This is a genomic window from Faecalicoccus pleomorphus DSM 20574 (assembly GCF_000420345.1).
Taxonomy (GTDB): domain Bacteria; phylum Bacillota_I; class Bacilli_A; order Erysipelotrichales; family Erysipelotrichaceae; genus Faecalicoccus; species Faecalicoccus pleomorphus.
Genome location: NZ_ATUT01000018.1, coordinates 1 through 14,211 on the forward strand (window position 1 = coordinate 1; position 14,211 = coordinate 14,211).

The 14,211-nt window shown below is 30.4% G+C and carries 13 protein-coding genes; all 13 read left to right on the top strand.

All coding sequences use genetic code 11. From position 1 onward, the window contains the following. The coding region (locus tag G413_RS11275) for a transposase (RefSeq protein ID WP_022790392.1) at window positions 1–291 on the top strand (291 nt) is incomplete at its 5' end. Window positions 292–1,015: 724 nt separating this feature from the next. Further along, on the top strand, window positions 1,016–2,146 hold the full coding sequence (locus G413_RS0108095; RefSeq protein WP_022790393.1) for an ABC transporter ATP-binding protein: 1,131 nt from the start codon (window positions 1,016–1,018) through the stop codon (window positions 2,144–2,146). Between the two features lie 9 nt (window positions 2,147–2,155). Next, the gene (locus G413_RS0108100) at window positions 2,156–2,941 is read left to right on the top strand and encodes an ABC transporter permease (RefSeq protein WP_022790394.1); all 786 of its coding nucleotides are present in this window, start codon (window positions 2,156–2,158) and stop codon (window positions 2,939–2,941) included. Window positions 2,942–2,951: 10 nt separating this feature from the next. Beyond that, window positions 2,952–5,447 (top strand): glycosyltransferase family 2 protein, encoded by a 2,496-nt coding sequence (locus G413_RS11280; RefSeq protein WP_022790395.1) that lies wholly within the window; start codon window positions 2,952–2,954, stop codon window positions 5,445–5,447. 34 nt (window positions 5,448–5,481) lie between these two features. After that, window positions 5,482–6,171, top strand: coding sequence for a glycosyltransferase family 2 protein (locus tag G413_RS0108110; RefSeq protein WP_022790396.1), 690 nt, complete (start codon window positions 5,482–5,484; stop codon window positions 6,169–6,171). A gap of 10 nt (window positions 6,172–6,181) precedes the next feature. Next, window positions 6,182–6,523 carry a DUF2304 domain-containing protein gene (locus G413_RS0108115; RefSeq protein WP_022790397.1) on the top strand — a complete coding sequence of 114 codons (342 nt, stop codon included), beginning with the start codon at window positions 6,182–6,184 and terminating at the stop codon, window positions 6,521–6,523. Next, window positions 6,520–8,505, top strand: coding sequence for a DUF6077 domain-containing protein (locus G413_RS0108120; protein ID WP_022790398.1), 1,986 nt, complete (start codon window positions 6,520–6,522; stop codon window positions 8,503–8,505). The genes G413_RS0108115 and G413_RS0108120 overlap by 4 nt, the downstream gene beginning before the upstream one ends. Further along, the gene (locus G413_RS0108125; RefSeq protein ID WP_022790399.1) at window positions 8,502–9,665 is read left to right on the top strand and encodes a MerR family transcriptional regulator; all 1,164 of its coding nucleotides are present in this window, start codon (window positions 8,502–8,504) and stop codon (window positions 9,663–9,665) included. Before G413_RS0108120 ends, G413_RS0108125 begins: the two co-directional genes overlap by 4 nt. Before the next feature lie 63 nt (window positions 9,666–9,728). Then, window positions 9,729–10,628 (top strand): glucose-1-phosphate thymidylyltransferase RfbA, encoded by a 900-nt coding sequence (rfbA, locus tag G413_RS0108130; protein ID WP_022790400.1) that lies wholly within the window; start codon window positions 9,729–9,731, stop codon window positions 10,626–10,628. After that, window positions 10,625–11,194: a dTDP-4-dehydrorhamnose 3,5-epimerase gene (gene rfbC, locus G413_RS0108135; RefSeq protein ID WP_022790401.1), complete on the top strand. Its 570-nt coding sequence runs from the start codon at window positions 10,625–10,627 to the stop codon at window positions 11,192–11,194. Before rfbA ends, rfbC begins: the two co-directional genes overlap by 4 nt. A 3-nt stretch (window positions 11,195–11,197) precedes the next feature. Next, window positions 11,198–12,259: a hypothetical protein gene (locus G413_RS0108140; RefSeq protein WP_022790402.1), complete on the top strand. Its 1,062-nt coding sequence runs from the start codon at window positions 11,198–11,200 to the stop codon at window positions 12,257–12,259. 16 nt (window positions 12,260–12,275) lie between these two features. Then, window positions 12,276–13,310 (top strand): dTDP-glucose 4,6-dehydratase, encoded by a 1,035-nt coding sequence (rfbB, locus tag G413_RS0108145; RefSeq protein WP_022790403.1) that lies wholly within the window; start codon window positions 12,276–12,278, stop codon window positions 13,308–13,310. A 1-nt stretch (window position 13,311) separates the two neighbouring features. Beyond that, the gene (locus G413_RS0108150) at window positions 13,312–14,169 is read left to right on the top strand and encodes a beta-1,6-N-acetylglucosaminyltransferase (protein ID WP_022790404.1); all 858 of its coding nucleotides are present in this window, start codon (window positions 13,312–13,314) and stop codon (window positions 14,167–14,169) included. Window positions 14,170–14,211 lie beyond the last annotated feature (42 nt).

Consider the following 14,211-nt stretch of genomic DNA (forward strand, 5'->3'; position numbering starts at 1 on the left):
AAGTGGAAACACAAATATCCATCAATGGTGAAAAGTCTCAGCAACAATGACTATCTGTTTACATTCTATGATTATCCAGAAAGTGTTAGGCATACGATTTATTCAACAAATCTGATTGAAGGAAACAATAAACAATTAAAACGAAGTTTCAAAAAGAAAGAACAATTTCCAACGGAAAAATCTGAAGAGAAATACCTTGTGATTCAATTCAATCGTTACAACGAGAAAAACATGAATCACGTACATAGAGGTTTTGGACAAACAACTAGAGAAGATTGGTTCAAGAGCTAATCTGCTTTACCAAGGATATACTTTTACACATAATTCTTGACGCTACCCTGTAAACTATTATTTTATTTATCTTTTATGGTCAAGTACAATGGTTGGATGTAATGATTATATCGTTGTTTTATTGGATGGCTATGCAATTTTCTGAAAAAATTATTCTGTTAAATCGGCGGTCATTTAAACTCAGTAATTAAAAAACATTTTTTATATGTTGGTTTCTTAATGAGCTATTCTTTGTTCCATACAGTACGTCTTAAAAGTAGCGAGTTAAATTCTAACTTAGTATGGATTTTCAGAACAGCTTAATATAGATGCCAATAGTTTTATACAATGGGTTCTTTGTTTATTGTTGATTCAAGAATCATGTAGTCCTATGATTTAAATTGTTTTAAAGAAGTATGAAGCCATTCATAAAGGGGATATAAATACTTTTCCTTCTACTGGTTCTTTCATTGGTAAAATGGAACGCTTGTTCATTTTGCTGATGCTTAGCTTACATCAAAATGCAGTACTAGGTTTAATCTTAACCGCAAAATCGATTACGCGATATAAAGAGATTTTAGAAGATCCACAATTCTCAGAATATTATCTTATTGGGACTTTATTAAGTAGTTTATTCGTTATTATTTTGTTTTTATGCATATTTTCACAATGAATAACGGATGCTTAATTTGTTTAATCTATGATTTATGCTAAAATAAGACTGTTTGACTAATGAGGTGGTCGCATGGAAAATCAGAATGCAATTGAAGTTAGAAATATGTCAAAGTATTTCAAAATTGAATATGATCGAGCAAATACATTAAAAGACAAACTTCTTTTCTGGAATAGGGGAAATGTTGAAGTTCATCAAGTTTTAAAAAATATAAATCTAAATATAAAAAAAGGAGAAACGGTAGCGTTGATTGGTACAAATGGTTCAGGAAAATCTACGTTATTGAAACTGATGACTAAAATTATTTTTCCTAATGATGGAACAATTGAAACAAATGGGAAACTCACTTCTTTATTGGAATTAGGAGCGGGATTTCATCAAGATTTTACAGGAAGAGAAAACATATACTTTAATGCTTCAATTTTTGGATTAACTCGTAAAGAAATAGACCAGCGATTGGATAAAATTATTGAATTTTCTGAGCTGGGAGAATTTATTGATAATCCCATCCGGACATATTCTTCCGGTATGTATATGCGATTAGCATTTTCAGTTGCGATTAATGTAGATGCGGATATCTTATTGATTGATGAGATTTTGGCAGTAGGTGACCAGCATTTTCAGGATAAATGTTATGCGAAATTAGAAGAGTTAAGGGACTCAGGAAAAACGATTGTTATTGTTTCTCATAGTTTAGGCACAGTTAAGGAACTATGCCACAGAGCTATTTGGATCTATAGAGGAGAATTACGATTGGATGGTGATCCTGTCTATGTTATTGATGAATACTTAAAACAGAGTGCTATAGATCATAAAGAAGAGATTAAGAAAGCCAAACAAAAAGGAATTTATAAAAGTAAGTCGATTATCAATATTGATTCTCCTAGAGATTTATCTATTATAAATAATACAAGAGAATCTTTTTTGTTAAGAGGATGGCTTGTTACAGATGATGAAGAAGCTAAGTTAAAAGTTATTTTGGATGGAGAAGAAGTAGAACAGATTCAAAGAGAGCCTCGTAATGATGTTTATGATGCGTACCTAGAGCAGTTTGAAGGATACCTGGATGCCGATACATTGGGGTGGAAAGCAGAACTACGGGTGCAGGACCTGAAAGAAGGGAAACACATCTTAAAAGCATGTTGTTTCGATCGAAATGAGAAAGAAGTAACTTCAAAGGAAATAGAATTTTATAAAGAGTAGAAGGGTATTATGCAAATTTGGAAAGATATATACAGTTATCGTGAACTGTTGAAAACAAATGTAAAAAAAGATATTCGAGGAAAATATAAAGGCTCTTTTTTAGGTGTGCTTTGGTCTTTTCTAAATCCTCTGTTACAGGTAGTTGTGTATTGGATTGTTTTTCCTTTTATTATGGGAAGAGCAGGAACAGCGGATAATTATTTATGTTATCTAGTAACTGGAATTATTCCATGGACCTTTTTTACATCCGTAGTTAATGCGGGAACTGTATCTATGATTACTAATGCCGGTATTATTAAAAAGGTATATTTTCCTAGGGAAATCTTGTTGATCTCACAGGCCTTGAGTGGAATTATCAATTTTTTTATTTCATGCATTATTGTTGTTATCTTTTGCATTGGTACGGGAGCAGGAATTTCCTATCATTTGATTTTGTTACCGGTTATTGCAGTGATAGAGATGATTTTGAGCTTAGGCGTAATTTTCATATTGAGTGCCTTAGAAGTCTATGTACAGGATATCGAATATGTTGTTAGTTTTTTGTTAAATATGGGCTTTTATGCTGCTCCTATTCTATATCAGATGAGTGTATTGGATGGAGCAGGTTTACTGCAAAGAATCATATCTTTAAATCCTTTTACAGTATTGATTGAAGGATACAGAGATATTTTTATGTATCACCAGTGGCCAGATTTTACTAGTTTATTCATGGTATTGATATTGTCTCTAGTTATTCTTATTGTCGGATATGGTATATTCAAAACACTAGAAAAAGGATTTGCAGAGAAACTGTAGGAGGAGTTGTATGTCTAAAGGAAGTTTTAGATATTATATTGATAAAATAAGCTATAAAAGCAAAGAACCATTTCAGTTTATTTATTTTACAGGTTGGTGTTTTCATTTATCTGGAAAACCAGTTAATTTTGCAGTTTATATAAATGATCAAAAGGTAAACGCAGAGATACATAGATTTGATCGAAAAGATGTTGTAAAAAAATATAATGAGACGGATGGAAAAGATATCGGCTTTATTGTTCGTGTGAGTGATATTTTTAGGTCAGTATATGAGATTAAACTAGTTGCTCAGGTACATCAAGAGAAAATGATCTTATCATGTTTGAATCGTGACCAACTGAATCGCTTGGATGATAAGTCGATATTTGAGTATTCTATAGATTTATATCAAAAAATGGATAATAGAAAGAATGGTTATGTAATTTCTGGTTGGGCTATAGCGTTGGATAAACAGGAAATTTCTTTTGAAGTTCTGGATTGTAATAATAAAGTTATTGAATCATCTTTGCAATTATCTGCTCGTAAAGATTTAGTAGCAAGAAAGTTTATTTCACAGGACCAAGCTATTTGTGGATTTCAAATAGTCTTTTCTGGTATTGAAAATGAACATTATAGTTTAAAGCTTTCAACAGAGACTGATGAAAAAATAATTCCATTAAATTCTGAAATGCAGTCTATTCTTAAATATTTACAGTTGATGAATGTTGAAAACGTGAAAAAAGCATATAAATTTTGGCAAAAGTATGGTTCAAGAAAACTGATAAAGAGAGTGTTCCAATCAAGAGATTCTTCCCAATCTACAATAGACTATAATGAGTGGGCAAAAAAAAGAGATGCTACAGAAGTAGAATTAGCAAGGCAGCGAAATCATAAATTCAGTATTAGTCCAAAAATGAGTCTTGTAGTTGCAACTTTTAATACGCCGATTCCTTATTTGAAACAAATGATCGAGACTGTAATTAACCAAACCTATTATAATTGGGAATTATGTGTTGCCGACGGAAGTACGAATAAGGAAGTTGTAGATTATATTCAGAATAAATATTCAGATGAAAAGAGAATTAAAGTGGTTCAATTGGATAAAAATTATGGTATTGCCGGCAATATGAATGAAGCTATTAAAATTGCAACAGGAGATTTTATTGGCTTATATGACCATGATGATGCGTTAGCTCCAAACGCGTTGTTTGAGTTTGTAAAAGCTATTAATCAGAACAATGATTTAAAAGTAATCTACTCGGATGAAGATAAGATAGATTCAGAATGGACAAGAAGATTTGAACCGCATTTTAAATCTGATTTTAATTTGGATTTATTATGTACGAATAACTATATTTGTCACCTTTTATTTGTTAAGAAAGAATTAATGGAACAGGTTGGATATCTTAAAAGTGAATTTGACGGTGCGCAAGATCATGATTTTGTTCTTCGTTGTGTGGAAAAAGTAAAAAATAATCAAATTTACCATATTCCTAAAGTTCTTTATCATTGGAGAATACATGAGAATTCAACAGCAGGAAATCCAGAAAGTAAAATGTATGCTTTTGATGCTGGAGTAAGAGCATGTCAAGCGCATTTTGATAGGCAAAACTTACATGTAAAAGTATCTCATGGACCTACATTAGGATTTTATAGGAATAAATACATTTTAGATAATTATCCTCTTGTATCCATTATCATTCCTAACAAAGACCATATTGATGATTTAGATAGATGTCTACGATCTATTGCAAACAAATCTACATATAAAAATTATGAAATTATCATCGTAGAAAATAACAGTACAGAAAAGAATACATTTGACTACTACAAACAATTAGAAGAAGCAAATGCTAACATAAAGGTTGTTTACTGGGAAGATGAATTTAACTATTCGGCTATCAATAATTATGGGGTTACTTTTGCAAAGGGTGAATACATTTTGTTGTTGAATAATGATACCGAAGTTATTAATCCAGTATGGATAGAAGAGTTGCTTGGTTTCTGTATGCGTAAAGATGTAGGTGCAGTAGGAGCAAAATTGTATTATCCAGATGATACGATTCAGCATGCCGGCGTTATTATTGGACTAGGAGGAGTAGCAGGCCATTGCTTTAGTGGACTTGGAAGAAATGAATATGGCTATTTTGGAAGACTTATTTGTTCACAAGATTTAAGTGCTGTAACGGCAGCTTGTCTAATGACAAAAAAGAGCATATTTGAGGAAGTGCATGGTCTAGATGAGACTTTTAAAGTTGCGTTTAATGATATTGATTATTGCCTAAAGCTTAGAGAAAAAGGATATTTAGTAGTATTTAATCCTTATGTCGAGTTATATCATTATGAATCAAAGTCAAGAGGTTTTGAAAATACTAGAAGCAAAGCTATAAGATTTCAAAATGAAATTGATGGTTTTGAAGCTAAGTGGAATCAAATACTGAAGCATGGTGATCCATACTATAATGTTAATTTTTCTAGATGTGGAAATGGATTTACATTGAAAAAAAATATTGAAAAAGAAATCTAACTTTAATAGTATTATTTTGATTGGAGAGTATGATATGGAATTAAAGACATTGGTTATAATACCTGCATATAATGAAGCGTTAAATATAGAGAAAGTAGTTGGAGACATTCAGAAAAACGCTTCAAATATAGAATATATTATAGTAAATGATGGATCTAAAGATAATACTCTAGAAGTATTACAGAAAAACAAATATAACTATATTGACAGTATTTGTAACCAGGGATTATTTGGTGCGGTGCAGACTGGTTTTAAATATGCTCTAGAACATGGATACGATATTGCTATTCAATTTGATGGAGATGGGCAGCATTCCGCAAAATATATATATCAATTAATCAAATCTATTGAGAATGGAAACGATATAGCCATAGGTTCAAGATTTGTAGCAAAGAAGAAACCTTGGAGTGCCCGCATGCTAGGAAGTAGATTGATATCTTTTTGTATAAAATGTATGACTGGTAAAACAATTAATGATCCAACTAGTGGTTTTAGAGCATATAATAAAAAATGTATTTTAGATTATGCTTTAGATATGAATAACCCACCAGAGCCGGATACTTTAGTTTATATGCTAAAGAAAGGAAGAATTATTGAAGAAATTCAAGTAAGTATGAATGAGAGAGAATTTGGAGAATCTTATTTAAATTTAGCTAATACTATAAAATATATGAGTAGAATGATTATATCAATATTTCTAATTCAACCCTTTAGAAAGAGGTAGAGGTGTAAATATGCAATTATCGATAGTTTTTTTAATAACTAGTTTCTTTACATTTATTTTTATAATTCTAAAAATCAGAAAAAATGGATTAAATATTGATGATTCTATAATCTGGATTATTTGGGGGATACTGTTATTGATTTTGAGCTTGTTTCCACAGATTCCAACATATATCTCAGATATTCTTGGATTTATGTCTACTAGTAATTTTATCTTTTCAATATTTATTTTCTTTTTATATATTTTATTATTTGTTCAAAGTATCCAAATCTCAAAATTAAAAGAAAAGCAGAAAGAGTTAATACAAAAACTTAGTTTAAAGGAAAAAAACGAGAGGGATAGTAAAAAATGAATTGGTTATTAACTTTGATATTCTATTTTTATTTGTTTATTCAGTATTATTTATTTGGAACCTTTTGTGTCTCTTTTTCTAATTATCGTAGTACGCTCTCAAGTAAATTGATTTTTGGTTTTTTTTCAACTTATTTTTTATTGTTTTTAGTTGGCTTTCCATGTCAAATATTAGGAACTAGTTGGATAATTTACTTTATATTAGCTACTTCAACATTATTATTGGTAGATATTATCATTTTTTTATATTTAAAAACAAATCATCGATTTGAAATTGGTAACTTAAAATTAAAAAAAGATAAATTAATTGATATTTTAAAATGTAACTGGGTGTGTATTCTTTTTATTCTAATGTTTTCGTTTTACTCAATTTCAAATAATTTACCATTATATCAACAAAATTATGATGATTATTATTACATTGGAAAAATTGTTAATTTGATAGGTACGAATCAATTATTGAATGAAGATTATTATAATGGAGCATTAGTTGCAAATGATACTCTTGATATCACCAGGGTTATAAATACCTTTGAATTAAGTTATGGATATTTTTTAACAGTATTTCACATCAAAGCAACTTTTTTTTGCAGAATAACAATGATGATGCATAATTATTTTTTCTTTACTTTAATTTATAGGTCGTTAGCAGAATTATTTTTAAAGAACAAATATCTTTCTCAATATGCAATAGTTCCGTTTTTTTTGTTTTTAATTCCATTAGGATATTTACAAAATGGTTTTCCAATTGAATCGTTAAGAATAGCTTCATACGATTTATGGCAATTTCAAACAGCTTCATTTTATGGAGGATCGGTTGTAAGAATGTTATCATTACCTACTTTAGCTCTCTTTTCTTTCCCTTTGATAAAAAAAATAGAGTTAAAGAAAGTTATATTGTTAGGAATGTTATGCCTTTCTTTTCTAAGTTTTTCAACTATTTTTGTACAAATTTTTATATTGTTTTTAGTAGCCATATTAATTTCAAAATTTACTTTTATGGTTTTTGTATCTATAAGAGAAAAGAATAAAAAATTTACTCTACTGTATTCTATATGTTTAATAACGATTATTATCCTACTTTTTTTAACAAGACTATTGGATCATATTCCTGTCATAAATAATGTATCGTTTAGGGAATGTATAGAAGGATTTCAACCATATATTTCTGTATGGTATCAAAATGATTTTTTGATCAAATATGGTTTCGTTCCGTGTATAATTCTACTATTTATTGTTAAAAATGCTCATCTTAGGAGTTTTTTTCTTTCTTTTGTCGTTTTATATTTGATGTTTAGAACTATGTATTTTTTAGAATTATATGCTGTTTCATCTTTTAATTTTTTCTTTGTGATTAATCGTACTATTGCGTCAGTACAATATATCGTAATGTTGAATATAGGTATAGTGATTGCCTTAATTTACAAGAAATTATTTCATAATAGATGGTTAGCAAGTTTGCTAACGTTCGTATTTTCTTTATCTTTGTTGTATTTCTTTCAAACTCATATAGATTATTTTATTGATTTTTCATATCTTGGTTCAGGTATATCAAAAGCTGGTTGGAATTTTTCGAGAATTTTAGATTTTGATAATACAATGTCATTAGAAATTTTTTCGGACATAGGCTCATATTTTAATAACTTAGATTATGGTAATTATAGGCTATATGCTCCACAAAGTTTTATATATAACGGAAATGAAACCTTTTCTGCAGGATTGATTACAGAGTCAAATAGAATTCAAATTCATATAGGTGGTGGATTTGAAGAATTAACAAGTGATGATAATGCTATTCTGAATGATTTTGCATTAGGTACCGAGAGTGATATTTCTGTAGTTTTAGATGCTTTGAACAGATGTGATATTGATTACATTTTATTGTTTGATGAAAACAATACTCAACTACTTCTTCAAAATCAAGGTACTTTAGTATTCGATTCGAAAGAGTCAACTAACAAATATTATTTAGTTAAGTTATGATAAAACATTTTACTTATTCCACAGGTCAATTTGCAAAACTTGCAAATGTGACGGAACGTACTATTCGATATTATGACAAAATAGGGTTGTTAAAACCCTCTTTTGTTATGGAAAATGGATATAGAAAATATACAAAGTCTGATTTATTAAAGCTTCAAAAGATATTATCTTTAAAACATATGGGCTTTTCATTAGAAGAAATTTACCCTATGGTTTCTAAGGAGCAAAATGTTAAAGAATCTTTTTCCATGCAAGTTGATCTATTGGATAGTCAAATTAAACATTTACAAGTGATTCGAGATTCTATGGAATCTTTCGTACAAAATGTAGATGAAAAAAATATAGATTGGAATCAAATTATTTCTTTATTACAGATGTTTGATATTGAGTCTAGTATTGTAGAGCAGTATAAAAATTCTAATAATTTGAATGTCAGAATTTCTTTACATGATCAATTTTCAACTAATAAGACAGGATGGTTTAATTGGTTATTTAATCAGATAGATTTTTCAAAAGTGAATCGTTTATTAGAAATAGGTTGTGGTAATGGTAAACTCTGGGAAAAGAGAAACATTGATTTAAGGAATCGTGAGATATTTTTATCAGATATTTCTGAAGGTATGGTTCATGAGGTAAGAAAGAAACTAGGTAAAGATTACAATTGTATTGTAGCGGACTGCCAAGCGATTCCTTTTAAAGATGGTTATTTTGATTCAGTTATCGCAAATCATGTTCTATTCTATATACAAAATCTAGAAAAAGGTTTATCTGAAATATGTAGAGTTTTAAAAGATAATGGTATTTTCTATTGTAGTACTTATGGTAAGGAACATATGAAAGAAATCACTGAACTTGTACAATATTTCGATTCTAAAGTTGAGTTATCACAAAATAGATTATTTGATATTTTTGGAATAGAAAATGGCGAAAAAATTTTAAAAAACTATTTTAAATCTGTTCGGTTTATTCCATACGAAGATTCTTTAATAGTTGATAAAGCTCAACCTTTAGTAGATTATATTATGAGTTGTCATGGAAATCAGAATGAGATATTAGGTCCTAAAATATCTAAATTCAAGGAATATGTAGAATCAATTATTTCGAAAAAAAATAGTATTAAAATTTCAAAACATACTGGATTATTTATTTGTTCAAAATAATCCTTGACCCTTACGTTACGTAAGGGTTTATTATTATGATACAATATTATAGGAGGATATCTAATGAAAGGCATTATTTTGGCTGGTGGTAGTGGTACACGTTTGTATCCATTAACAAAAGTAACCAGTAAACAGTTATTACCTATTTATGACAAACCGATGATTTATTATCCTATGTCTATTTTAATGCAAGCTGGTATTCGGGAAATTTTAATTATTTCTACACCAGATGATACACCGAGATTTAAAGAACTATTAGGAGATGGTCATCAATTTGGTATTGAGCTTTCTTATAAAGTACAACCAAGTCCGGATGGATTGGCACAAGCTTTTATTTTAGGCGAAGAATTTATTGGAAATGATTCGTGTGCCATGATTTTAGGGGATAATATTTTCCATGGTCATGGTTTGACAAAACGATTGCGTGCAGCTGCCAGAAAAGAAAGCGGTGCGACTGTATTTGGCTATTATGTAGAAGATCCAGAACGCTTTGGTGTTGTTGAGTTTGATGAAAATGGAAAAGCGGTTTCTTTGGAAGAAAAACCGGCTCATCCAAAATCAAATTATGCGGTTACTGGTCTATACTTCTATGATAATAAAGTTGTAGAATATGCTAAAAATTTAAAACCAAGTGCTCGTGGGGAATTAGAGATTACGGATTTAAACCGTATTTATCTTGAAAACAACGAACTTAATGTAACATTGCTTGGTGATGGATTTACATGGTTAGATACGGGAACGCATGAATCTTTAGTAGATGCGACTAATTTTGTGAAAACAATTGAAGAACATCAACATAGAAAGATTGCTTGTTTAGAGGAAATTGCTTATGACAATGGATGGATTACGTTAAAACAGTTAGAAGAAACGTATGAAATTTATAAGAAAAACCAGTATGGCGCTTATTTAAAGAAAATCATGGATCGTAAGTATATCAAAGGTGAGGAGGAATTTGTAGGATGAAAGTAACAGAAACAAAAATTCCCGGTGTATTGATTATTGATACAGATGTTTTTGGAGATCATAGAGGATATTTTACAGAAACGTATTCCAAACCAAAATATGAAAAATTAGGGGTGACTGTAGATTTTGTACAGGACAATATGTCTTTTAGTGCACAACAAGGAACATTAAGAGGACTTCACTGGCAAAATCCGCCTTATGCACAATCAAAACTGGTGTCTTGTTCAAAGGGCAAAGTTATTGATGTAGCTGTAGATATTCGTAAAGGTAGTCCTACCTATGGGCAATGGGTCAGCGTAGAACTGAGTGAAGAAAATCATCGTCAATTCTTTATTCCACAGGGATTTGCACATGGATTCTTAACTTTAACACCAGATGTAGAATTCCGTTATAAAGTTGATAATGTCTATAACAAAGAATCTGAAGGTGGGATGCGATATGACGATCCAACAGTGAATGTAGACTGGGGTCAATTATTAAATGGTATCGAACCTGTATTAAGCGTAAAAGATCAAACAGGTCCAACACTAGAAAAATCGAATAATCAGTTTGTATATGAAGGATAAAAAATGAACAAGAAAAATAAACATAATAAACTTTTTAAAAGCTTATTTGTTGTAATGGTACTATCATTATCTTTAATTGGTTGTGGAAAAAGTACAGAAGCACTAGTTAAAGAAAAGTTGGAATCTTATGAAGAAGTAGCTGGTAATAAAGATAAAGAATTCAATGGGTTGGAATTTAAAGTGAATTCGGATATAGAAGCAAAATCAGATTATTACTATCCAGTAGATGAAGATACAAAGTATCCGATTGTAACTTTTGATTTAAAGGATTCTGAGACAGATTTTACAGAATCGTCAGAAAGTACTCTTGAATCTGCTATAAAAGGAAATGAAAACCAACTTTGGAATAGTGAAGATGAAGTTTCTGAATATTCTATTGATACAGAGGATTTAGAAGGAATAGAGTGCTTTGAAGCAACTTATACAGTGCAGTTGAATGATGAAGAATTACCAGAAGATGTATTAAGTCCGAATTTAAAGGTAGATGCTTTCTATATTCCAACGCATAGTGGGTTATATAAGGCCGCAATTTATACGTATCAAGAGGATGAAAATGATTATAAATTTGATGATTTTATAGAATCATTCAAGATTAAGGATTTACAGGATTATACGAATAATCAGAAACAAGAACGATTAAAGACAGAAGAATTAGATAAATTAAAATCTCAAATCAATGCGATTACTTGTCTAGATGGTGCAAATGAACAGGAAAAACAGATATTTGATACAAGAAAGCAAGAAGCATTAAAGTTAATCGCAAATAGGGCATCTACTGATGAAATCAATGCGGCTAAAGAGCAGTTAAATACAACAAATTCAGATATACAAGCTCGCATTGACCGAGATAAAGCAGCAGAGGAAGAAGCTGCACGTATTCAACAACAGCAACAACAAGCAGCAGCTGCAAGAAATTCTCAAACGCAAAACAGTGGTGGAATCACGGGGAATACAATTGGGGGATATCTTTGTGTAGATGGAACCAATGTAGGAAATGCCGATCCACATGCCAAAGGTCGGGCAAATGCTTGTTATGGACATGGTGGATTTGCGATAAATCATTAATAGGAGGATAAATAACATGAAATTTTTAATCACAGGAGGAGCTGGATTTATTGGTGGAAACTTTGTTCACTATATGGTGAATAAATATCCGGAAGATATGATTGTTAACTTAGATAAATTAACATATGCAGGGAACTTGGAAACTTGTAAACCAGTTGAAGATAAACCGAATTATAAGTTTATAAAAGGAGATATTGCCGATAGAGAATTTATCTTTGATTTATTTGAAAAAGAGAAATTTGATGTCGTTGTTAATTTTGCGGCAGAAAGCCATGTAGATAGAAGTATTGAAGATCCTGAAATCTTTGTAAAGACAAATGTAATGGGAACAACTACGTTATTAGATGCTTGTGTAAAATATGGAATCAAACGTTATCATCAAGTATCTACAGATGAAGTCTATGGAGATCTTCCATTAGATAGACCTGATTTATTCTTTACAGAAGAAACACCATTACATACTTCAAGTCCTTACTCCAGTGCTAAAGCCAGTGCTGATTTATTTGTACTTGCATATCACAGAACATATGGACTTCCAGTAACAATTTCTCGTTGTTCTAATAACTATGGGCCTTATCATTTCCCAGAGAAATTAATTCCATTGATTATTTCTCGTGCGTTAAATGATGAAACGATTCCAGTATATGGAACAGGTGAAAATGTACGTGACTGGCTGCATGTATATGATCATTGTACAGCTATTGATTTAATTGTTCGTAAAGGCCGTGAAGGGGAAGTATATAATGTCGGAGGACATAATGAAAGAACAAACCTTCAAGTTGTTAAAACAGTATTAAAAGCTTTGAACAAACCAGAAAGTTTAATTACTTTTGTTGAAGATCGAAAAGGGCATGATCGCCGTTATGCGATTGATCCAACAAAGTTAGAAACAGAATTAGGATGGGAACCTAAATATACATTCGATACAGGTATTCCAATGACTATTCAATGGTATCTTGATAACAAAGAATGGTGGGAAAACATCATCAGTGGTGAATATCAGAATTACTTTGAAAAGATGTATGTAGAAAAAGGAAGAGCAGAGAAGTAGAATGTTAAAACATGCTTTTATTATTAGCGTGCATAAAAATTTTGAGCAAATAAAACTCCTTGTTGGTTCTCTGTCATTCGGAGATGTTTTCCTTCATGTAGATTTAAAAAGTGATGAACTGTATCATAAACTATGTATGGAGTATAAAAACTCAAGTAATGTCAAAATCATTGAGAATAGAGTTAATGTAAATTGGTCAGGCTTTAGTCAGGTGGAAGCAACTTTAAATCTTTTGAAAGCTGTAAAGAAAAATCATAAGGAATATGATTATATTCATTTTATCAGTGGCCAAGATTTACTTTTGTTGTCTCCTAAAAAATTAGATAGTTTTATTGAAAATCATGGAAAAGGAAAAGAATTTATAGACATTGAAGATATTGGAAATTACAAGTGGAGAGTGAAATGCTTTAATTTTTTTAGAGAGAATCCTAAAAATAGAACACTAACTTATCGAGGAATAGATATTCTTTTAAGGCTTATTCAATTACCTTTTATACGTAGGCATAACCTTCAAAACAATAAGCTATATAAAGGTTCGTCTTGGTTTAGTATTACCTCAGATTTCTTAACGTATGTAATTAAAGTGGTCGAAGGCACGGATTATGTGCAGCAATTTCGTTACACTGCTTGCCCTGATGAGCATTTCTTTCAGATACTGGCTATGAATTCAGAATTTAAGCATTGTATAGTATCGAATAATTTTCGATATGTTGTTTTTGAGAAGTTGAATCCTAGCCCTAAAACGCTAACCATGGAAGACTATCCTAACTTTATGAATGGGAATTACATGTTTGCTAGAAAGTTTGATTGGAATAAGGATAAGGACGTCATATATCAAGTATTGAAAGATGTTCGATAAAATCTTTTTACTGAAAGGTAATATTTCAATATGTAAAAAAAG